Source organism: Eisenbergiella massiliensis, from assembly GCF_003435485.1.
In genome coordinates, this window is record NZ_QVLV01000023.1 from 59,459 (window position 1) to 80,070 (window position 20,612).

The following is a 20,612-nucleotide window of genomic DNA, read 5'->3' on the forward strand; positions in this document are numbered from 1 at the left end:
CGAAGCGTGGAGCGTAGGATAAGCAGGGCGTAAGACCTGCCATAAGGGAGTCCAGAGGGAACGTCTGGCACACGACTTTGCAGGGCAAAGTGTAGTGTGTTACACCCTGTAAACGCAGTCGGAAAAATCGGAAGGATTTTTCTGACCGCAGGGGTGGTTTTACACGCCGAAAAGGGCGGGTAAATCCTACGCCTGCACTTTGCGTTTACGGGGTGTTCTCCCGCAGGGATGACAGCGGCAGGGTATCCTAAAATCACTGTCACCGCCGTCACCGCTGTCACCCGCAGGGCAGAGTCGCCAGCTTTACACGGCTTTAAGCGTCAATGACAGTAACAGGGGGTATCCCAATATCGCTGTCACCACCGTCACCGCTGTCACCCGCCCGCTTTGCAAGCGAAATCTGCCTGCCGTGTTTTTTGCGGCTGTACTGATAAACGATATGGTTCTCATTTAAAAATGTGGTGCGGTATTCATTGAGCCATTTCGTAATCACCGTGGGTATGGTTTCCGTTTCCCTCATAGCGGCTAACAGCTCCGTTGCCGTGCCTGCCCATTCTTCCTTATCCCTCATAAAATCCACCAACCGAAAAAGGACGTCTGGTATCGTTTCTTTCGCAAGCTGCTCCTGCGTTTTTCTCTCCACAAGTTCCCAACTGCAATCACGGAAACGCAGCGTGTATTCCTGATAGGGCGTGTCCCTGCCCGTCACATACAGCTTGGCGGTGTCGGATGCCCGTTTCTCCTTTTCCAGAACAAAGGTAGCGTCCGCACTCCCCGTTAAGCCTGTCGTCCCAGACACCTTGTTGAACACATCGCTGTCATTCTGCTTTCGGATGTGGTGTACGACAATGACCGCCAATGAATGCCTGTCGGCAAAGTCTTTGATTAGTGAGATGTCCCCATAGTCGCTTGCGTAGGCATTGTCTTTTGAAGCTGTACGGACTTTCTGCAAAGTGTCAATGACAATAAGCCTGCTGTTTGGGTAATCTTTCAGATAATCTTCAAGCTGCACGATAAGACCGTCTGACAGCTTGCAGCTTGCCACGGCAAAGTGAAGCCGCCTGCTCGCTTCGTTCGTCAATCGGAACAGCCTGTCCTGTATACGGCAGAACGTGTCCTCAAGGCAGAGGTAAAGCACGTCGCCCTCCATTGTCGGCATATCCCACAAGGGAAGTCCCTGCGACACGCATAAACATAGCTTCAGCATGAGCCAGCTCTTTCCTATCTTCTGTGAGCCGCAGAACAGCGACAAGCCTGTGGGGATAAGGCTGTCCACCACAAAGGACGGCTTCTCAAGCGGTTCATAAAGGAGCGTTTCGGCGTTGACTGTCTGTAACTTCTGCATGGCTTTCCTCCTTTCGGGCGGTGTTTTTGTTTTCGTTGCACATAGGCGTTGACCTCCTTAAAAATAGATTTACTCCCACGAAGAAAAAGTGAGAGTATGTAATGCCGCCAATCCCACACAAATAAAAAACAGATTTCTTTTTCGGGCGGTGTCGGTCACGGTTGGAGATACTTCCTCATTTCCGCCTTTACTTTCTCCTTTGCAATCGCAACAGATTTCTGTATTGCCGAAGCGGTGCAATGCTCCATAGCGGCGATTTGGTAAAAATTGAACTCATACTCGTAGTAGAGCAGGAAACGCCGCCTTTGTATCTCTGGCAGTCCGTCAACCGCCTTACAGAGCAGTTCTGCCCGTTCTGCCTCAATCATTTGTTCCTCTATGCTCTTAGGCAGCTTCAACGCCCGCCTGTTCAGCGTTTCGTCCCATACTTCCGAAAACTCCCTGTGCCGCTCGTCCCATTGGAGGAGATTCCTGTTCCTGCGTTCCATCTGCCGAAACTCCATAAAGAACTGTTCCGACACTTCCAACTCGTGGGATTTGCCCTGCCCGTCCTTAAAGCTGATAAAATACCTTGTGCCGCTTTCCGTGGATTCCTCCCGAAGCGTGTACGCCTTAACTCTGTATGCCATCCCGCTTGCCTCCTGCAAAAAATAAGTGAGGGGATTTCCATCCCTCACCCAGTAGCCCGCAGGACGGCAGGCTGTTTTAGACGCTATAAAATTTTCGTAGCTTCTTCCGCAGATGGTCTAACCTCGCATAGATGGCACCAGTCGTCAAATGCACGAGCGGGGCAATCTCCTTTGTGGAATACCCCTGCATTTTCAGCAGGACGATTTTCAAGGTACGCCCGTCCACCGCGACTAATACTTGATAGAGATTTTCGCTCTCAATCTCGTCCAGTAACTCCGCAACCGTACCCACTTCCGTCTGCCGCTCCCTGTCTGCCATGTCCTCAAGGTATTCCGCAATGTCATTCGTCCATCGGTAAAACCGCCTGTTGGAATTGAAGTCTGCCCTGTCCGCAATGCGTATCTGCTCAATGGTCGCTTCATCAACGCCGCACTCACGCAGCAGCTTTTCCTCCGCTTCTTTCCAGATACGCCATTTCCTGTCCTCCCGTCCGTGGTTATATGCCATGCTTCTTTTCCTCCAATCAGAATTGATTGAGAGGGCAGAGAAAAACCCCCTCATTTTCCCAAAGGAAAAAACAAGGGGGCTGAACGCCTTAAATTTTAATTTTCTATTATCTTTCTTAGTTTTCTTAGGATTCTGGCTTTGCGTTTGTTCACAACGCTCTGGGTTATGCCGAACCTCGCCCCGACTTCACGCTCAGAAAGTCCGTCAAAAAAGATTGCCTGTATCAATTCCTGTTCACTATCCGACAGCAAAGGCAGGGCGGCTTTCAGCCTGTCCACCATAACCGCATTGACAACGGTTTCCGCAATGTCTGCCGCTTCATCAGCGATAAAGTCTAAAGGCTTCCCCTCGCTGTCCGTAAATCCATCCAGAGAAAGCAGGCTGTTCTTCGTATCTAATTTTTTCAGATAACGCCACCGTTCCTTATCTCGGTAGAAGTCCGTGTATTGCTCCCTCACGACTTCAAGCAGACAGCCTTGAATGGGGATAAACAGCTTGTCCATATAGGTCTGGTCGGATTCCCTGCGGCGGCAGAAATCCGTATAGGACAGTTCCACATATCTGCCGCTTTCCTTGATATATACCTTTCTCGGTGCGTATTTCACTGTAAGTACCTCCCATCTGAATTTTTGAAATGTTCAAAATCCAGATGGAGAGGTGGCGAACGACACCTAACACCACTAATAGCCCTATGGCACTTTCCAACAAAAATCGACAAAAGAAAAACCGCAAAGGCTCTATGACCTTTACGGTTATGGGAAATATTAATTCTGTTGTATGGAGATTGTACTTCTACATTCAAGGCAGGAAGTGCCGTTGCATAGGCAGAAATTTTTTTAACTGGTTTCCTGCCGTTCTCTGATATGCTATGTATTGATAAATTTTGCTTCGTATGAGCAGATAGATAACTGCCCGAAAAAAGGACATAAAAAAATCCCTCCAAATTTAAAAACAAATTCAGAGGGTAATTTAGGGTATAACAAAATAACCCACCCGAATATCGTTTTTTTTATTTGGTGAGTTTGTTCTTTCAAATACGAAACAAAAAGAGCCGATGATTCGTGAATTGTTCCACAATTTCATCGGCTCTGCGTCTTAAGCGTCTGGCTCTTTGATGACAGTTATCTTCAAGTTGTCAACTTTAATCAATCTTTCTTGTCTGCATTTTGGACAATAAAGGGGATAATTCTCCAAAACAGTGTCCTTCCTAATTTTATTACGGGTTTTGTTCCCACAAACAGGACACAATATCCATTCGCATTTCATCATAATTAGTCTCTAATCCTTTCAAATCTCATTTTATATGACTTTTGCAAGCTGTTAAGCTAACTTGTGGAACATATGCCGAACCTTATCTATACGGCTATTCGGGCGGCGGGGTTGGCAAATAAATTTACCAATAGCTGGCTGGTATCCTTTTAACTCTGTCAAGCAGACTCCCTGCCCATTTGTGAAATAAGTTAAATCGTTCCTGTATTCTTGAATACATCTAGCAGGGATTTCTCCTTTCAGAATGACCTCGTCATTCTTTATCTGAGTACTTACAATATCTGCACAATACCTTGGAGCATCATGATACGCCCGTGAGAGATATTCCTGCGGTGCATAAATTTCAAAGTGGAGATATGGCTCTAATAGTTCTGTCCCTGCTTTTTTTAAAGCCTGCTCCAATACGATAGGGGAAAGCAGCCGAAAGTCTGCGGGGGTACTTACAGGACTATAATACAATCCATATTCAAAACAGATTTTACAGTCTGTCACTTTCCATCCATACAGCCCCTGCTCGCAGCCATAAAGAACCCCCTCCATAACCGCATTTTGGAACGATTGATTTAAATATCCAAGTGAAACTCTGCTTTCATACTGCACTCCGCTTCCAATAGGGAGCGGCTCTATGGACAACCCGACAGAAGCCCAGAAAGGATTTGGCGGGACTTCTATGTGGATGGTATATTCTGCTTTTCTAAGCGGTCTTTCCATATATATAACAGTAGGCTCTTTTATTTCTGCCTCCACATGATATTTTTCCTCAAGGATGGCACAAATGACTTCCATCTGCACTTTCCCCAAAAAAGAAAGTATAATCTCATGCGTTGTAGTATCCACATAATATTTTAAAAGAGGGTCGCCATCTGAAATTTCTGTAAGTGCCCCAAGCAATATTTCCCGCTGTTCAGATTTCTTTACTGCAATCGTTGTTTGGAGCATAGGGAGAGGATTTTCAATAAATTTTCTCTGCGGCAACAGTATTCCGTTCCCCAAAATACTGTTTAGCTGCAAAACATCATTTGGTAAAATTACAATATCACCAGAGCAGGCTGTATCGGATGAATATAATTCACCGTTTGTCGGAACACACATCTCTGTGATTTTTATTTTCTCTTTTTCAGATATTCTAATAACATCCCTCAAATGCAATGTTCCGCTATATATACGCACATAAACAAAACGCCGCCTTTTCTCTGAATATTCAATCTTAAAAACCTGCCCGCATAGTTCAGATTGACCTTCAGGCGTTGATGAATAAAATTTACTGGCAATCACTTCTATAAGCTGCCGAATCCCCAGATTGTTTTTAGCGCTTCCGTGATAAACGGGAAATAACGTTCCGTTTTGGAATCTCCTGTTTTCTTCCTGTTCCAGTTCTGACATTTTAAACGGTTTCCCTGACATATATTTCTCTAATAGTTCATCGTTTCCCATAATTACCGCATCCCACTGTTCCATATCGTCATTGTCCGTTACATTTATATGGGGATGCTGCCCAACCTTTTGCTTCACTATAATTTCCGAAGAAAGCTTTGCTTTCATTTCTCGATATACCATTGGCAAATCAATCCCCTCTTGGTCAATTTTATTGATGAAAAAAATTGTCGGAATCTTCATTGTCTGTAGTGCATGAAACAGTATACGGGTCTGTGCCTGTATGCCATCCTTTGCAGAAACTAATAATACTGCTCCGTCTAATACGGATAAAGAACGGTATACTTCCGCCAAAAAATCCATATGGCCTGGCGTATCTATAATGTTGACTTTTACATCCTCCCACTGAAAAGATGTCACTGCTGTCTGGATAGTGATTCCCCTTTGACGCTCCAAATTCATTGTATCTGTCCTTGTTGTGCCTTCATCTACGCTCCCTAGTTCTGCAATTGCACCACTGGTATACAATAAACTTTCCGTTAATGTTGTCTTTCCTGCGTCAACGTGAGCCAGAATGCCTAAGTTAATTATTTTCATGTGATTTTCCTCCTATCAACACCCAAAAAAGGGCATAAAAATACCCAGTGATAAATACTCCTATCACTGGGTAAATAACTCCAATAGCCCCAAAACACTTATATGTTTTCGGGCATATAAAATTACATGATAAAAGTATTCTTAAACTGGGTACAAAAAACTAAGCCCCATATTAAAAGTGAAACGAGACTGCTACTTTTTGTTCCCACTATCAAATTGACAGTTTATTTAAGAATACCTTGCCGCATATTTATTAACTCCTTGTATAATACTGAATCTAATTATATTCCTTAACCCTTTATTTGTCAAGCTGACAAACTAAAGCAGAAAAAGCGGCAGGATTTCCCCCTGCCACTAATCATCTGTTTATGCAAAAATAATTTCCTTTTCCACAATCTCCCTCGCACAAGCCCTTATGTTATTGAGGCATCCTGTCCATTCTAAGGCGTTTTCTGCCTTTAGCTGTTCCGTTATGCCCTGTGCCTGTTTCATACCCTCTATGAGCCTTTCAAAGCGTTCCTGTGCCTGTCTGTTGATGTCGGCAAGGTAGGCGTTTAGCCTGCCGCTTGTAAGAAGATTGGTGTATGTAACTTTACGGTACTGTTTTAGATAATCTAAATGCCGTTGCCCCCAGATGCCTATTGCCTGTTCTTCTTCGGCGGGTACAGTTAAGCACGGTATCAAATAATCCCCTTGCCTTTCGTATTTGCCGCCCAGTTCCTCAAATAATGATTTTGCCATTGTCTGTTACCTCCACATTCTTTTTTATTTTGAATGTCCGCAAAATCCGTCCTACATCCGCTGGCCGCCACGGACAATCCAGATGGTGCAGGGCGGCAAGCCGGGTCTGGACGTTGGTTCCCGCGCCCATTTTGGCCGTGGAGCCTAAAAGCACCCGCACCTGGCCTTTCCGTACTTTGGCAAACAATTCGGCTTTCTGCGTTTCGGTTTTCGCGTCGTGGATATAGGCGATTTCCTCCGGCGGTACGCCCTGGGCCATCAGCTTTTGTTTTATATCATCATAGGCATTGAATGAACCGTCGTTTTTCGGGGTGGACAAATCGCAGAATACAAGCTGGGTGCCCTTGATTTCCGCTGTATCACGCCACACCTGAAGCACATTTTTGACACAGGAATTGATTTTGCTCTCCGGGTCATCGGGCAGGGAGGGGTCGGCCAGCCGCTGATCCAGGGCCAGCTTTCTTCCGTCCGACGTGATTTTCAGCATATTGTCCTGGCGGGGTTCCACCTGTCGAGTGCGTACCAGATCGGCCCGTTCGCCCAAATCCTCCACCATCGCCCGCTGAAAATCGCTTGGCTTGGTGACTACCGTGATTTTATCTGCTTCCGGCACAGGCAGCTTCAACATTTCAGCGGTTTGAATGTCCGCCGCTTCCCGCCACATGGACATAAGTTCCGGGAGGTTGAAAAACTTAGCAAACCGGGTCTTGGAACGGAAGCCGGTGCCCTCCGGGGCCATCTCCAGCGCGGTGATGGTTTCGCCAAAGTTGGCCGCCCAGCTATCAAAGTGTTCCAGGCCGCTTTCTTTCAGCATGTCATATTGCAGGTAGCGCATCATGGTATAGAGTTCGACCATTGAATTACTGACCGGGGTTCCCGTTGCAAAGACGACACCGCGCCCGCCGGTGATCTCGTCCAGATACCGGCACTTGGCAAACATATCGGAGGACTTCTGCGCTTCGGACTGGCCGATACCGGCCACGTTCCGCATTTTCGTTGCCAGGAACAAATTTTTGAAGCCGTGGGCTTCGTCCACATACAGCTTATCTACGCCGAGTTCCTCAAAGGTGATTACATCGTCCTTGCGGCTCTGGTCGTTTAACTTGGCCATACGCGCTTCCAGGCTCTTTCGGGATTTCTCCAGCTGCTTAATGGTGTAGCGTTCGCCGTCCTGTGCCTTGGCCTCCTGAATACCGTCGATTACCTGGTCGATCTGTTCCTGAAGAATGGATTTCTGACGCTCCGGGGAAAGAGGGATTTTCTCAAACTGGCTGTGCCCAATCACCACAGCGTCATAGTCGCCGGTAGCAATCCGGCTGCAAAATTTCTTCCGGTTGGCCGGTTCAAAGTCTTTTTTGGTGGCCACCAGGACGTTGGCCCCAGGGTAGAGCCGCAGGAAGTCCGCGCCCCATTGTTCGGTCAGGTGGTTCGGCACCACTACAAGGCTTTTTTTCGTCAGCCCCAGACGCTTGGATTCTATGGCCGCAGCTACAATCTCAAAGGTTTTGCCAGCACCGACACAGTGGGCCAGCAGGCTGTTCCCGCCGTAGAGCATACGGGCCACGGCATTACGCTGATGGGGCCGCAGGGAGATTTCCGGGTTCATACCGGAAAAGCGGATATGGTCGCCATTGTAGGAACGGGGCCGGATTGCGTTGTAGAGTTCGTTATACTTCCTGCACAGATCGGCCCGACGCTCCGGGTCTTTCCATATCCAGCTTTTGAACGCCTCCCGTATCTGTTCCTGCTTTTGCTGGGCCAGCATGGTTTCCTTGACATTCAGCACCCGTTTATCAGAACCGTCCGGGTCGTGGATTGTATCGTAAATCCGGGTATCCCGCAGATTTAAGCTGTCCTCAATAATCGCGTAGGCGTTGCGCCGCTTGGTGCCATAGGTCACATAGGCCAGGGAGTTATTCACGCTGTCCCGTGATTTCCCGCTGACATTCCATTCTCCGGTGGCCGGGGAATACCGGGCCTGTACCTGCTCATGCAGGTAGCCGGGAGTTTTCAGCAGTTCATGGACAAACTGTGTGTAATACCTGGTATCTATCCAGGTAACGCCGATCCGCACATCAATTTCAGCGGCGGACAGGTCTTTTGGCTGGGCCTGTTCCAGCGCAGCCACGTTATCAGCAAAGGCCGGGTCACGCTCCGCAGCCACCCGCGCAGCGGCCAGCTTTTTGCGGACGTTGCCTGACAGGTATTCATCAGCCGTTTCCCAACCGGCATAGGGATTGGAACCGGCTTCGGGGTTTTTGAAAATAACACCCTTTAAGTCCTCGATGATAGGTTCCACATCGCCCGGCCTGCCCAGCAGTGTAGACATAAAGCCCAGGTCAACACAGGCTCGTTCCCCGATGGAAACGGCCAGGGCTTCACTGGCGGTATCTACATGGTCGATGGAAACCTGCTGATTGATGGTACGCTTGGTGAACATATCCGCCTTGCGCTCTAAATTCCCGTCCTCGTCCAGAATTTCTAAGGAGCAAAGCAGGCAGTAGGCGGAATCCTGCTCAAACGCCCGTTTGTTGCCGGTGCTGTTCAGCAATCCGAATTTTGCGGTAAAAGCGTCATAGGCGGTATTCAGCTTGGCCTGGGCCTGCTTAATCTCCTCGTCGGTGCCATCGTAAAGCTGCAAATCAATCAGGTTACGGGTAATTTCCCGCAGCCCAATCATTCCACGGATACGCTGGGCGGTGGCAGCGGGCAAATCAACAGCCGTTTTATCGCCGTTTTCAAGAAAGTACAGCTTCCCGCCGATTTCCGTATAACTGAAATTCCGCGCCATCGGGTCAGGGGCTTCCAGGCTTTCCAACAGTTCATCAACCGTAACTTCGGTTTTTTCCTGAAGCAAACGCTGATCCGGCTGGCTTAAATTTTCTATCGCAGCCGCAAGCTGTTCTTCCAGCGCGGCACCAGGAACCGGCTCACAGGTGGTTTCTTTCTCATTGCCGTACATGCTTTTATCCCAGGCCATTGTACCCAGCACCATTTCCGGGTGCTGTTCAAAATAGCGGTTGATGGGGATACCGTCCGCAGTCTGGCCCAGATGTACCCACTCCGGCAGCTGTTCCGGCGGGCTTTCACGCTTTTGGAGGAACAGAATATCGCTGGTGACTTCCGTACCGGCATTTTTAGCAAAGGCATTGTTAGGCAGGCGCACCGCGCCCAGCAAGTCGGCCTTTTGCGCCAGATATTCCCGCACCGTGCTGTCCTGTTTATCCAGAGTTCCCTTGGAGGATATGAACGCCACAATGCCGCCCGGCCGCACTTTATCCAGTGTTTTCGCAAAAAAGTAATCGTGTATCAACAGGTTTTTGCTGTCATAGCGGGGATCGGGCAGCTTATAATTTCCAAAAGGCACGTTGCCCACCGCCAGATCAATGGAGTTATCCGGCAGGTTGGTATGTTCAAAACCGTCTACCAGAATCTTAGCCTGGGGGTAAAGCTGGCCTGCCAGCCGCCCGGTAATGCTGTCCAGTTCCACCCCCAGCAGAGTAGCGCCCTGCATAGTTTCCGGCAGCAGCCCGAAGAAGTTGCCTACCCCCATCGCCGGTTCTAAAACAGTTTCCGGCTGAATCCCCATACGGCCCACCGCTTCATAGATACTCTGAATGACCGTGGGGCTGGTGTAATGGGCGTTTAGGGTAGAGCCACGGGCCGACGCATATTCCTCCGGGGTCAGCAGTTCTTTCAGTTCGGCATATTCCGCAGCCCATTTCTCATTGGCTTCGTCAAATGCCTGGGGCAGTCCGCCCCAGCCCACATACCGGGCAAGGACTTCCTGTTCCTCCGGGGCAGCCAAACGGCCCTGGGATTCCAGGTCTTTTAAGAGCCGAATTGCCGCCACATTATTCTGAAACTTGGTTTTCTGGCCGCCTGCCCCCAGGTCAGGATCGGTGATATGGAAATTTTCTGCGGCAGGTGCCTGTTCCGGCTGCATTTCTGCTTGATCGGGAATGGCCTCTTTGATTTGCCGCCATTCTTCATCGGTTACGGTAATATCTATCTCATGGGTGGCGGGGCCGTTGCCGATGGTCAGGGAATCTCCCTTTCGGGTAATGGATTGGCCGGTTAGGTCGGGAACGTGCGGGAACAGGGCGGCATTTCGTTCATCATGCCGCAGGGCTTCTTCAAACTGCGGGCGGCTGATGGTTTCATGGCTCCAGGAATAGGGGCCGGTATCTATCCGTACATCGAGTTCTCCCACATAGCCGATAGTGCCAGCAATATTCCGGCCAGGGAGAGGAAGATGAACCGAATCGCCCACCTGATAGGAGGGCGGCCCCTGTAACGTCACCGGCTCCTGTATGACCGGCTCATGGAAAAATCCGTTCTGCTCCGCTTGATAAAGGGAACGCAGAACCGGCGCGAGGTCTGCCCAGGAATAAGTGCGTTTGGTATCGTATTTATCAAAAATGTTGATTTCCAGGCTGGTGGTGCTGGCAAAATAGTCCGCTGTTTCCCCGGTCACAAGTTCCATCGTTTCGGCGGTTCCGGCATAGGTATCGGAAAGCCGCTGGGCTATGCGGGTGTTGCCATCGCCCGCCCGGAAGCACTCTGCAAGCAGTTCCTTATCCCGTTGTTCCAACAGTCCGCCATCGCCGGTCAGGACTTCCCGGAGATCCGCGTCAATGCTGTTTACAGCCGGTGCCAGAAATTCCGTAATGGCTCCATTCCGCGAATCCTGGCGCAGCAGCCGTTCAAAGTTTTCAATCCGTTCCGAGCGAAAAATAGGATAGGCCAGGGCCGGATCAAGCAATTCCACATAGTCCGGTTTTAAGCCGGTGACTTGAAACAGAGTATCTTCCAGATAAACGGAATCGCCCACCTGATAAGCCGGGGCCAGCGGGTCACGAGCAGGAACGGCACTGACATTTGCGGACGGTTTAAGGCTATCAGAGCCGCCCGCGCCGGCACTTTCAACAACCGGAACCGCCTGGGGTGGTAACTTTCCCTGGGCACCCTCCTTTTGGGCTTCTAACGGTCCGCCCCCGGCTGCTTCCGGCTGGGATACAGTCAGAGCCGCCCCCGCCTTTTCCAGCACTTCCTTGTGGAGCCGGGTATGAAATTCCGGGAAGTCATAGTAAAGCCGCAGCAGTTCCGGTTCATTAACCGCCAGCACCGCCCGTTTTACAGCAGCGTCACCCTCTATGCGAATATTTTCCGGATCGCTGTTTTTCAGTGCATTTTGGTAGGCTTCATCATTCAGGACACGGGAGAGCACCACCGGCTGATATTCTGCGTAAATCTCTTTGAGGGTACGGGGCGGCACCGGCTCCGCTTCCTGGATATCCGGGCCGGAAGCCGATTCGCGGCCTGTCATAGCGGCAAGGTCAAGAGAAAGCTGGTTATCCTCTTTGCCGCTTTCAGCAAACAGGTTCCGGCGGGCCGCTTCCAGAGGGTTCCCCTGGGGCTGCTCTTTCTTTTTTTGCCTGGAACGGGAAGAAGCGGGGGCCGCAGCCTCCGCTTCTTTTTGGGCAATTTTTTCAATTTGTACCTCCGGCAGATCAAACAATGTCATTTGCCGGTAGGCTGGCTGGGTGGAGAATGGTTCCTCCAGTTCCGCAGAAGAAGAAACGGCAGGTTTTACACCCGCCGTTTCTTCCTGCTTCTTTAGCTGTAAATCAGGTCGTTCAGCACGACTTCCTCCGCCGCCAGCCTGATGTTGTTCATTTTCTGCACCCAATCCATTTGATTGGCCGCTTTCAGGGCTTCGTTCACGCCCTGGCTCCTTGCCATCTCCGCCATCAGCGCGTCCACCTGTGCCTGCGCCGCCTTGTCGATCTCCGTCAGGTGCTTCCATAGTTTGCCGTTGAGCACCATCGTACTGTACAGCCCTTTCCTGTGTTCCATCAGATATTTCTCTCTGGCTCTCCCGAACCGGCCCAGGGTCTGCGCTTTCCCGTCCGTTTCGTCCATTTTCAGGTTCGGCACCAGATAGCCGTTCTGTTTGCTGTATGTCAATGCCATCTTTATCGCCCCTTTCGCGCTTTAATGTGTTAAAGTTCCTGCCATCATTATAAGCCACCGCTTCCTGTTTTGCAAGAGGTTTTTTGACCTTTTCCCGTTCTATGTTCCGAATCGTGTCGCCAATCTCCAGCAGGATTGTGCGGTTCACCTGGGCCGTGGCCGTACCCAGGCAGGCTAAGGTGGCGATGGTGTTGAAATTCGTAATGCCGCGTAAATCTTCCTCGTCCAGATAGCGGGAAGCGTCCAGGCCGCACCGGGTCAGGACAGCATATTGAACGCTGGCCCGCAGGGTATCGCGGAATGTGACCTCGATGTTGAGATCGTCCAGTTCTTCTAAAAAGCTGTCCTCTTTCTCATATATCAAATCCGTCAGGTAATCGCCATAGGTATCCTCCACGGACTTGGCCGCCGCGTCCATGAGCAGATCACCCAGGTCATTTCCACCCTCGGCACCAAAAACTTCCCGCAGCCGTTCCATAACCGGCATACGGGAATCATCGTCCATGCTCCACAGCCACGGGTCTTTCCCTCCGCGGACAGGGTGGGTGTCCGCCACATCATGCACATAGTCAAGATAGGGCTTGCCGCCGTATCCTTTACGGACCAGGGCAATGGCCGTACTGCCGCCGTTGACCCAGCGGCGCATTTTGTTGTTCCAAGTAGGCATATCCGCACAGGCCGTTGCGTCCGGCTTCTGCGCATAAATCAAAAGTTGATCGTCAAAATCATAGGCTTTATAGAAGCGGCCCGCCGTTGTCAGGAATCGCCGCCACTGTTCCGGCGACTGTGTGACCTGCCTGCTGGTCGTTTCCGCCAGTTCCGAAATGGTTTGCCATTTCTCAGCCATAGGAACCTCCTTTCAAACAACAACACTCGGAACCTGCTGTCAGCAAATTCCGAGTGTTGTTTACTCATTTTCTTATGAATCTTCCTGTGTTACATTGTCGGCCATATACCGGAGGAATTCTTCCGGTGTGGGTATGCTGCCTTTGCACGGCACCCGCTTCTGGTAGGCTTTTGTTATCTCATTTTGGTTCAGTGGGTCGGTATAGGCGGCTGTAATGCAATGCTGTATTTCCTGCCGTACTTCCTTTGGGGTGACGCCGTATTCTTTTGCTACTTTCCGGTAAATTCTCCTCATGCTCATAAAATTTCCTCCTGGGTAAAAACTATATTCGCTTATTCAATGACATTATAAGCGATTGTATCGCTTAATTCAACAAAATTGGCGATACAATCGCTCGGTTTTGCCTTTTGCGTGAATTAAAATTACCAACAGGAGGAATGATGATGGACGAACAATTTATACGCAACCGGCTTACCAAGCTGCGGCAGCAAAAGCAGGTTTCTGAACGAAAAATGAGCCTGGATTTAGGTCACAGTACCAGCTATATCCGCAGTATCACGTCCGGCAGGGCGCTCCCATCTATGAGCGAATTTCTTTATATCTGTGAATACCTGGGTACAACACCGATGGAATTTTTCAACGAGGAACACGAAACTTCCTTGATTGAGCAGGAAGCCATCGGCTACATTCACACGATGTCGGAGCAGGATATTCGGGCCATGATTGAGTTTATTAAGCAACTGAAAAATGCGGAGAAGTAGCAGGCGGTATCTGGAAAGAGATACCGCCTGTTCTTACTTTCTGCGTTCCTGGTTCCTGCGGTTCATATCCTCCAGAACCTTTTTCTGTGCTTCGGAGAGCGCCCGCGGCGGTGCGATTTTCACCCACTTCTTCGGTATCTCAAAGGTCAGGCCGCCATGCCGGTTGTCCTCCGTCCGGCTGGCCTGGGCCGGGTGGGATTGACACAGTTCCAGCAATATCCGTTGCAAGGCGGCATTGTGGGTATAGACGCTGGCCGTGGCCTCCGCTTCATTGAATAAAACAATCGTTTCCTGTTCCACTTTCGTCAACGTCATGGGCGTTACCTCTCTTTCTCCGGGGCGGGCCGATGGGGGCCGGGCAGGGATTTATTCTCCTGTGCCATTCGCAGCTTTGCCCGCAGAGAGGGCGGCTTCCCCTCATTCTGGTCATTTAGCTGCTCCTGGGCGCGGCCCATCAAATCACGCTTTGCCGATTGATAATCGTTATAGTAGTGGCCCCAGGTGAAATCCGTGGGGCCGCCGCCGTCCACGCGCCGCCAGGTGACAAAAGGCTGTACGGCCTTTGGATTCTCCCCCAAAACAAACTCCACGCCGCCAGCGTCCACGCTTTCCAGAATGGTATAGCCCTGATTGACACGGGCAGGCTTTTCCGGTTCCGGGGCCTTTGCCTGTTCCTGCTCACGTTCCCGCGCCGGGGGCTGCTCCACAAAGGCGATGATCTCCCCGCCATCGTAGCGGATCGGCGCGAACACCCGCCCAGTTTGAAGAAACATTCCGTCCATACCGGCACCGGCCTTATAGTTGCCCTGGCTGTCACGTTCACTTTCCAGCAGTACAAGGCCATTGTCCAACACAAAGCCCGGTTCCTGCCGCTGATTCACACCGGGCAGGCCCATTGTAACTGTGAAATCCGTGATAGCCGCAAACTGCTCACGGGCACCGACCTCCGCAAAAGAGGAGGGCTGCAATTCGTCGCCATCGTAAACGGGTACATACAGCTTGGGCTTATCCGTCGCGCCGGTCACAGTATGATCGGCGGATTCATATACGCCGGGGGCTTCCTCCATGAAATAGAGAAGCGTTCCATTTTCCAAAATGTACTCCACGCCGGGAACATTTTCGTAGCGCGGCCCCAGGTATTGTTCAAAGGTGTCAAAGGGCACCACATCCCATTTTTTCTGTTCCTCATTCATTTCTTTTCACCTGCTTTCCTCGGCTCAAATTCCAGCTTGTAGTTCACATATTTCCCGGTATCGTCCAGCACCACCACCGCGTCGTAGGTGGTCCCTTTCTTTTCACTGAACAGGCCACTCATTTTGACGCGCCCTTTTTTCAGCAGGGCGGCGGCTATGGATTTTGTCAGTTCTTTATGCTTGTTTGTAAAAAAGCGGTCATTCTTCCACATGGTAAAGCCGCAGGAACGATCAGAGCATTGGAAACTCAGCTTGCTTTCCACCACATCTTTTCCGCAGCGGGGGCATTTCCCAATGCTTTCCCGCAGGTCGAACAGGGCCGTATCCGCCTGGACAGCCCGATAGCCCTCCACCAGATCGGCAACCATGCGTTCAATCCTGGTCAGGAAGTCAGCGGCGGCCTGCTGGCCGTGCTCCACATCTTTTAGGGCGGCTTCCCACTGTGCTGTCAGCTTGGCCGACTTGATACTGTCCGGCAGCACGACAATCAGGTTATGCCCCTTTTTCGTAGGAAGAAGCTGGCGGCCCTTGCGTTCCAGAAAACCGCCGCGCACCAGCTTTTCCAGCACTCCGGCGCGGGTGGCCGGGGTTCCCAGGCCGGTACGCTCCACACCCTCAATCTCTGCAAATTCCTCCGCGCTGGCATGTTCCATCGCGGACAGCAGCAGATCTTCCGTGAAATGCTTGGGTGGGCTTGTGGCCCCCTCACGCACCGCAGCTTTACACCCGGAAAACGTCTGGCCCTCGGCAAGCGGCGGCAGGGCGCGGGCCTCCGGTTCTTCTTTCTCCGTTTTCTGCTTCAGCGTGGAAAGAAACATCTGCTCTATGGCTTTCCAGCCGGGAACCGTCACCACACGGCCCCTGGCCGAAAAGGACACGCCGCCACATTCCAGTGCCGCCGCCGTATCCTCATAAACCTGTTTTTCTCCTACAGCACACAGCAGCCGCACTATAACCAGGGTCAGGACATTCCGTTCCCCGGCGGGCAGGGCGGCCAGGGTATCACTTCGTACCTGCATGGTGGGCAGGAGGGCATGATGGTCACTGACCTTGGAACCATCTACTACGCGGGCCACATCAGGCGGCCCCACCTCTACAGAAAAGGGCAGGCTTTGAACAGCCACTTCCACCAGCCCCGGCACGGTGGCCGCCGTATCTTCGGTCAGATAATTGGAATCTGTACGGGGATAGGTCAACAACTTCTTTTCGTACAACGCCTGGGCATAGTCTAAAACCTGCTGGGCCGTGTAGCCCATCAGCCGGTTCCCGTCACGCTGGAGGGAAGTCAGGTCGTACAGCTTGGGCGGCTGGGTGGATTTCTGTTTTTTCTCCACGCTGCGGACAGCAGCCGTTTGCCCTGTGCAGGCCGCTTGCAGCTTATCCGCCGCTTTGCGCTCCTGAAGCCGGTCACTGGCTGCGGGAAAGCCGCAGTCCAGTTCCACTACATAGAATTTTTCTTTTTTGAATCCCTCAATGGCATTTTCCCGTTCCACCACAAGGGCCAGGGTCGGGGTCATCACACGCCCCACGCTCAAAGTGCGGTGATACAGGGTGGAAAACAACCGTGTGCCGGTGATCCCCACAAGCCAGTCAGCCTTGGCGCGGCACAGGGCCGCTTCAAACAGCCGGTCATAGTCTGCACCGGGGCGCAGGGCCAAAAAGCCCGCCCGGATTGCTTCCTCCTCCATCGACGAAATCCACAGCCGTTCCATCGGTTTCTTACACCCGGCCTGTTGATACACCAGACGGAAAATGAGTTCCCCCTCACGGCCTGCGTCGGTGGCGCATACCAAACCGTCCACATCGGCCCGGTTCATCAGGTCGGCCAGCACCTGAAACTGATCCTTTTTCCCAGGGTCCACGGTAAACTGCCACTGTGTCGGCACGATGGGCAGATCTTCATATGTCCAGTTGGAATACTTGGGGTCGTATGCGTCGGCGGGGGCCAGCCCCACCAAATGCCCGACACACCAGCTTACCAGCCAGCCGCCGCCCTCCAAATATCCCTGTTTTTTCTGATTGGCACCCAGCACAGCCGCCAAACTCTGCGCCACACTGGGCTTTTCCGCAATGACTAATTTCATGCGTGTTTCCTCCTTTCGGCCAGCAATTCTTTGTAGCAGACACCAATACAGCGCCGCCCCATGCCATAGGCACAGCCATAGCAGGGGTGGTCGGACGGGAGAGCCGGTGGCTCCGGCTCCCGCCGCCCATCAGGTTTCTGCTTCATCATGCGTTCCAGCCCCGGCCTGTTACTGAACAGGGCCATCGTCCATTTCCTCCGGTTCGTCCTGTTCCTCCTCATAAAGCCGGCGCTGTTCGGCTTCCTCCTCGGCGGTTAATTCGGTGGATTCCAAATCTTCCTCCCGGACGGTTTCTTCCTGCGGCCCCTCAAACTCAAATTCATCAAGATCGGCAGCGTCGTCCAGTTCATGCTTTGGTTTATAAATCTTGAAGTAGTAGCCCAGGCCGCCCACGGCCAGCACCGCCACACCAATCAGAACCATCATAAGGGGGCTGGTTCCCTGGGTCTGCGGCTGTTCCGGTTCCTTTGGTTCCTCTGTCACAGGTTCCTCCGGCTGGGGTGTGACCGTAGGTTGCGGTTCCGGCTCCACCGGCTGTGCGGTGGTGGTATCCCCGTCTTTTTCCGCCAGGGCCATCAAATCGGATTCTGTGACAGCATTGAGAAAATACACGTTATCCGCGTCGCGCTGTTTATCAATCACCAGATAAAATACGTTTTCGTCCGGGGTCACAATGGTATAAAACTCTTTTTCGTCCTCACTGGTGGCATTATCCAGCACGGTTCCGGTGCCCTTGGGGGTAAACGGGTTCGGGGTGGCCTGTTCCGGCTCTGCGGTTTCTTCTGCCGCCTGTTCGGTCTGCGGTTCGCTACTCTGTGCATAGGCCGGGATAGAAAATACACTGACGCACAGCACCACGGCCAGCAGTGCGGTAAGGGAGCGCAGCTTATTCTTCATCTTCCAAATCCTCCTTTTCTGCGGATAAAGCAACAGGCGAACCGCCAGCCTTGCCGCTGCGGATCGCCTGAATGAGCGTCGCCAGTTCTTCGGGGGAAACGTCCAGCCCACGAACCATGCCGACGATTTCCGTATTTTCCAGTTCGGTTTTCTGCTGCTCCAACTCACGCAGCCGCGCTTGCTGGGCTGTGATTTTAGCCTTGACTTTTTCAATCTCGGCTTCAACTTTCTGAATTTTTCCGTTCATGTAAAACTCCTTTCCGGGCGGTTAAAGCCGCCCAAACGCATAGAAATGTTCCTGCCAGTAGGAGGAATTGATGTTGGCGTATTGGATTGGGGAACCACAGTGAATCATCATTCCGTCGCCCACATAGTAGAGTAGGAAAGCACCGCCTTTCCTTATTTCTAAGGTAGGTTTGTGCAGTCCTCTCCCCGAACCGTGCTTGCATTTCTCAATGCACACGGCTCTCCATCTTTGCTCCGTTACAGGTTATTTCTTTTCGCCATGATGTATAGCCATGTGACACTTGTGGCATACCACGATTGTTTTCCGTCTTTTGGCTATCATTATCTTTTCCCATTCTGATTTCCCTTTAAGGTTTTTAACCTTGTTTACATGATGAATTTCGTATCTGTCATTTTCCGTACACCCACATACTTCACATATCTTCGCCTTTAATCGGCTTTCTAATGTTGTTACGTCATGGGAATAATTTTTAGCTGTTTGTGGAACAATATCAGTAAACTTCTTTCCTTTGCAGTCAGCATAATTCGCAAAATACATTTTCTTTATTCCTGTTTTAGTTTCATAAGGAATAGCCCATTTGCCTGTACCGTCTTTATACATAGCTCTAATTTTAGAAACTTTAGAACGGTGCTTTCCTGCAAGTGTTTTCAAACAACTATATTCCATAAGATAATTGAAATAGATTAGCTTGTTAAAATTGCTTGCCAATCCATAATAATTACAGATACCTCTTAATTCTGCATTATAAATAGTCACTATTTCCAAATCTGTCCTATTAAGCAGTTGTGGTCGGTGTATAGGTTCTAATTTCCCATTGTCTGACCTCTGCTTTACAATTCCATTTGAAAATAAAAATTTCTCTATCTTGTCTTTGAATGGAATACTCAATTCCACCTTGTTATTCATAGAACGGGTTTTGAATTTTCCTTTTGGTTTAATCTGCTGGTCACGGCGTACTCTGACATCATATCCAAGAAAACGAGCAGGAGTATTACTGTGTGTAATCAGAGTTTTTTCTTGACTAAGTTCCATTTTTAATGTGGTACTTATAAATTCTGTAAGTTCTTGCTTAATCTTCTCACAATCCTGTCGATTGCCATTCACAGCTATTAGGAAATCATCAGCGTAACGCACATATTTTATTTTCTTGTCGTCACATTGTTTCGCTGGTAGTTTGAGCATTTGAGCCGTTGCAGTTTTATATTCTTCAATCAGCTTTTCTCTTTCTATACCGTTGCTATTTTTAATTTTGTTGTGTAATCTTTGGCGTAGTCCTACCAGTTTTGTATATTCTGGTGTATAACGTGCCTTTGTTGCCACATCAAACTCTTTCTTTATTTTCATTACGTGACGGTCTAATTCATTAAGGTAGATATTCGCAAGAATAGGCGAAATGATACCACCTTGAGGGCAACCGCTATATGTTTCGTGGTATTTCCAATCTTCCATATAACCTGCCTTTAAGAATGAACGAATGAGTTTCAGAAAACGTGCGTCTTTAATTTTCTGATTGATAATTTCCACAAGTACCGCATGATTGATGTTATCAAAACACCCTTTTATGTCGCCCTCTATAAACCAGCGTGCTCCTGTAAATTCTTTTTTTATTTGAGCAAGAGCAGTATGACAACTTCTTGCTGGTCGGAAACCGTGAGAGTAGTCTGAAAAAATAGGCTCATAGATTGCTTCTAATATCATGCGTATTGCTTCCTGTATCAGCTTATCAGTAAAGACAGGCAGTCCTAAGGGACGCATTTTGCCATTTGATTTTTTGATGTATGTACGTCTTACTGGTTTTGGTTGATACATTTCATTTTTTAAGGCATCAATGATATTTTCAATATATATTTCGCTAAAACCGTCCGCTGTGTCGTCTGTTACACCCTTTGTTCCTGCTCCTTTGTTGGAGTAGAGGTGTTGGTATGCAACATAGTATATATCTGGACGGAGTAAATACCGATAGAGCCTTGTAAATACTTCATCATGGTTCTTTTTTGAATTTTCCTGTAATTTGGTTAAAATCTCCATTGTTGGTTTCATTTGAGGTTTTCCTCCCTAATCAATTTCTAATTTTAATTCGCTAAGACTGCTTTCCTTCGCCATGTGAACGGTTTTCCCGTATCCGATTTTACGGCTTTCCCTGT

General features: G+C 50.1%; 17 protein-coding genes and 1 pseudogene. 1 reads left to right on the forward strand and 17 read right to left on the reverse strand.

The window, feature by feature from the left end:
* Positions 1–313: 313 nt before the first annotated feature.
* The 9 genes from DXC51_RS23520 to DXC51_RS23575 all read right to left on the reverse strand — a co-directional run bounded on the left by DXC51_RS23520 (position 314) and on the right by DXC51_RS23575 (position 13,586).
* Positions 314–1,345: an AAA family ATPase gene (locus tag DXC51_RS23520; protein ID WP_002596255.1), complete on the reverse strand. Its 1,032-nt coding sequence runs from the start codon at positions 1,343–1,345 to the stop codon at positions 314–316.
* Positions 1,346–1,500: 155 nt separating this feature from the next.
* A complete protein-coding gene (locus tag DXC51_RS23525) occupies positions 1,501–1,974 on the reverse strand; it encodes an RNA polymerase sigma factor (protein WP_002596254.1) in 474 nt (157 codons plus the stop codon).
* A gap of 76 nt (positions 1,975–2,050) precedes the next feature.
* A complete protein-coding gene (locus tag DXC51_RS23530; RefSeq protein ID WP_002596253.1) occupies positions 2,051–2,482 on the reverse strand; it encodes an RNA polymerase sigma factor in 432 nt (143 codons plus the stop codon).
* A gap of 95 nt (positions 2,483–2,577) precedes the next feature.
* A complete protein-coding gene (locus DXC51_RS23535) occupies positions 2,578–3,087 on the reverse strand; it encodes a sigma-70 family RNA polymerase sigma factor (protein ID WP_002596252.1) in 510 nt (169 codons plus the stop codon).
* Between the two features lie 490 nt (positions 3,088–3,577).
* Positions 3,578–3,751: a cysteine-rich KTR domain-containing protein gene (locus DXC51_RS23550; RefSeq protein WP_008724758.1), complete on the reverse strand. Its 174-nt coding sequence runs from the start codon at positions 3,749–3,751 to the stop codon at positions 3,578–3,580.
* Between the two features lie 51 nt (positions 3,752–3,802).
* On the reverse strand, positions 3,803–5,722 hold the full coding sequence (tet(O), locus tag DXC51_RS23555) for a tetracycline resistance ribosomal protection protein Tet(O) (protein WP_002596250.1): 1,920 nt from the start codon (positions 5,720–5,722) through the stop codon (positions 3,803–3,805).
* 366 nt (positions 5,723–6,088) lie between these two features.
* The gene (locus tag DXC51_RS23560) at positions 6,089–6,463 is read right to left on the reverse strand and encodes a TnpV protein (RefSeq protein ID WP_001129922.1); all 375 of its coding nucleotides are present in this window, start codon (positions 6,461–6,463) and stop codon (positions 6,089–6,091) included.
* Positions 6,444–13,286, reverse strand: a complete 6,843-nt coding sequence (locus tag DXC51_RS30135) for a helicase-like domain-containing protein (RefSeq protein WP_243003259.1) — start codon at positions 13,284–13,286, stop codon at positions 6,444–6,446. The genes DXC51_RS23560 and DXC51_RS30135 overlap by 20 nt, the downstream gene beginning before the upstream one ends.
* 72 nt (positions 13,287–13,358) lie before the next feature.
* Positions 13,359–13,586: a sporulation initiation factor Spo0A C-terminal domain-containing protein gene (locus DXC51_RS23575; protein ID WP_021639601.1), complete on the reverse strand. Its 228-nt coding sequence runs from the start codon at positions 13,584–13,586 to the stop codon at positions 13,359–13,361.
* A 143-nt stretch (positions 13,587–13,729) separates the two neighbouring features.
* Between DXC51_RS23575 and DXC51_RS23580 the strand changes: the two genes are divergently transcribed.
* Positions 13,730–14,047: a helix-turn-helix domain-containing protein gene (locus DXC51_RS23580; protein ID WP_035323924.1), complete on the forward strand. Its 318-nt coding sequence runs from the start codon at positions 13,730–13,732 to the stop codon at positions 14,045–14,047.
* A gap of 33 nt (positions 14,048–14,080) precedes the next feature.
* Here DXC51_RS23580 and DXC51_RS23585 read toward each other — a convergent pair whose 3' ends face one another.
* The 8 genes and pseudogenes from DXC51_RS23585 to DXC51_RS23620 all read right to left on the reverse strand — a co-directional run bounded on the left by DXC51_RS23585 (position 14,081) and on the right by DXC51_RS23620 (position 20,508).
* A complete protein-coding gene (locus DXC51_RS23585; protein ID WP_021639603.1) occupies positions 14,081–14,362 on the reverse strand; it encodes a hypothetical protein in 282 nt (93 codons plus the stop codon).
* 5 nt (positions 14,363–14,367) lie between these two features.
* Positions 14,368–15,240: a hypothetical protein gene (locus tag DXC51_RS23590; protein ID WP_021639604.1), complete on the reverse strand. Its 873-nt coding sequence runs from the start codon at positions 15,238–15,240 to the stop codon at positions 14,368–14,370.
* Positions 15,237–17,324, reverse strand: coding sequence for a type IA DNA topoisomerase (locus tag DXC51_RS23595; protein WP_021639605.1), 2,088 nt, complete (start codon positions 17,322–17,324; stop codon positions 15,237–15,239). Before DXC51_RS23595 ends, DXC51_RS23590 begins: the two co-directional genes overlap by 4 nt.
* Complete coding sequence (locus tag DXC51_RS23600) at positions 17,321–17,509, reverse strand: hypothetical protein (RefSeq protein ID WP_021639606.1); 189 nt, start codon at positions 17,507–17,509, stop codon at positions 17,321–17,323. Before DXC51_RS23600 ends, DXC51_RS23595 begins: the two co-directional genes overlap by 4 nt.
* Positions 17,493–18,221, reverse strand: coding sequence for a DUF4366 domain-containing protein (locus DXC51_RS23605; RefSeq protein WP_021639607.1), 729 nt, complete (start codon positions 18,219–18,221; stop codon positions 17,493–17,495). Before DXC51_RS23605 ends, DXC51_RS23600 begins: the two co-directional genes overlap by 17 nt.
* Positions 18,211–18,468, reverse strand: a complete 258-nt coding sequence (locus tag DXC51_RS23610) for a DUF4315 family protein (RefSeq protein WP_021639608.1) — start codon at positions 18,466–18,468, stop codon at positions 18,211–18,213. Before DXC51_RS23610 ends, DXC51_RS23605 begins: the two co-directional genes overlap by 11 nt.
* Before the next feature lie 21 nt (positions 18,469–18,489).
* Positions 18,490–18,594: pseudogene (locus DXC51_RS30795) on the reverse strand (peptidase P60); the annotation flags it as partial.
* Between the two features lie 117 nt (positions 18,595–18,711).
* Entirely contained in the window at positions 18,712–20,508 is a 1,797-nt protein-coding gene (locus tag DXC51_RS23620) for a reverse transcriptase domain-containing protein (protein WP_021639610.1), read from the reverse strand.
* Positions 20,509–20,612 lie beyond the last annotated feature (104 nt).

Coding starts and splice junctions, on each gene's coding strand:
- DXC51_RS23520 (WP_002596255.1), bottom strand. CDS start 1,345: ATGCAGAAGTTACAGACAGTCAACGCCGAAACGCTCCTTTATGAACCG.
- DXC51_RS23525 (WP_002596254.1), bottom strand. CDS start 1,974: ATGGCATACAGAGTTAAGGCGTACACGCTTCGGGAGGAATCCACGGAA.
- DXC51_RS23530 (WP_002596253.1), bottom strand. CDS start 2,482: ATGGCATATAACCACGGACGGGAGGACAGGAAATGGCGTATCTGGAAA.
- DXC51_RS23550 (WP_008724758.1), bottom strand. CDS start 3,751: ATGATGAAATGCGAATGGATATTGTGTCCTGTTTGTGGGAACAAAACC.
- DXC51_RS23560 (WP_001129922.1), bottom strand. CDS start 6,463: ATGGCAAAATCATTATTTGAGGAACTGGGCGGCAAATACGAAAGGCAA.
- DXC51_RS30135 (WP_243003259.1), bottom strand. CDS start 13,286: ATGGCTGAGAAATGGCAAACCATTTCGGAACTGGCGGAAACGACCAGC.
- DXC51_RS23575 (WP_021639601.1), bottom strand. CDS start 13,586: ATGAGCATGAGGAGAATTTACCGGAAAGTAGCAAAAGAATACGGCGTC.
- DXC51_RS23580 (WP_035323924.1), top strand. CDS start 13,730: ATGGACGAACAATTTATACGCAACCGGCTTACCAAGCTGCGGCAGCAA.
- DXC51_RS23585 (WP_021639603.1), bottom strand. CDS start 14,362: ATGACGTTGACGAAAGTGGAACAGGAAACGATTGTTTTATTCAATGAA.
- DXC51_RS23590 (WP_021639604.1), bottom strand. CDS start 15,240: ATGAATGAGGAACAGAAAAAATGGGATGTGGTGCCCTTTGACACCTTT.
- DXC51_RS23595 (WP_021639605.1), bottom strand. CDS start 17,324: ATGAAATTAGTCATTGCGGAAAAGCCCAGTGTGGCGCAGAGTTTGGCG.
- DXC51_RS23600 (WP_021639606.1), bottom strand. CDS start 17,509: ATGGCCCTGTTCAGTAACAGGCCGGGGCTGGAACGCATGATGAAGCAG.
- DXC51_RS23605 (WP_021639607.1), bottom strand. CDS start 18,221: ATGAAGAATAAGCTGCGCTCCCTTACCGCACTGCTGGCCGTGGTGCTG.
- DXC51_RS23610 (WP_021639608.1), bottom strand. CDS start 18,468: ATGAACGGAAAAATTCAGAAAGTTGAAGCCGAGATTGAAAAAGTCAAG.
- DXC51_RS23620 (WP_021639610.1), bottom strand. CDS start 20,508: ATGAAACCAACAATGGAGATTTTAACCAAATTACAGGAAAATTCAAAA.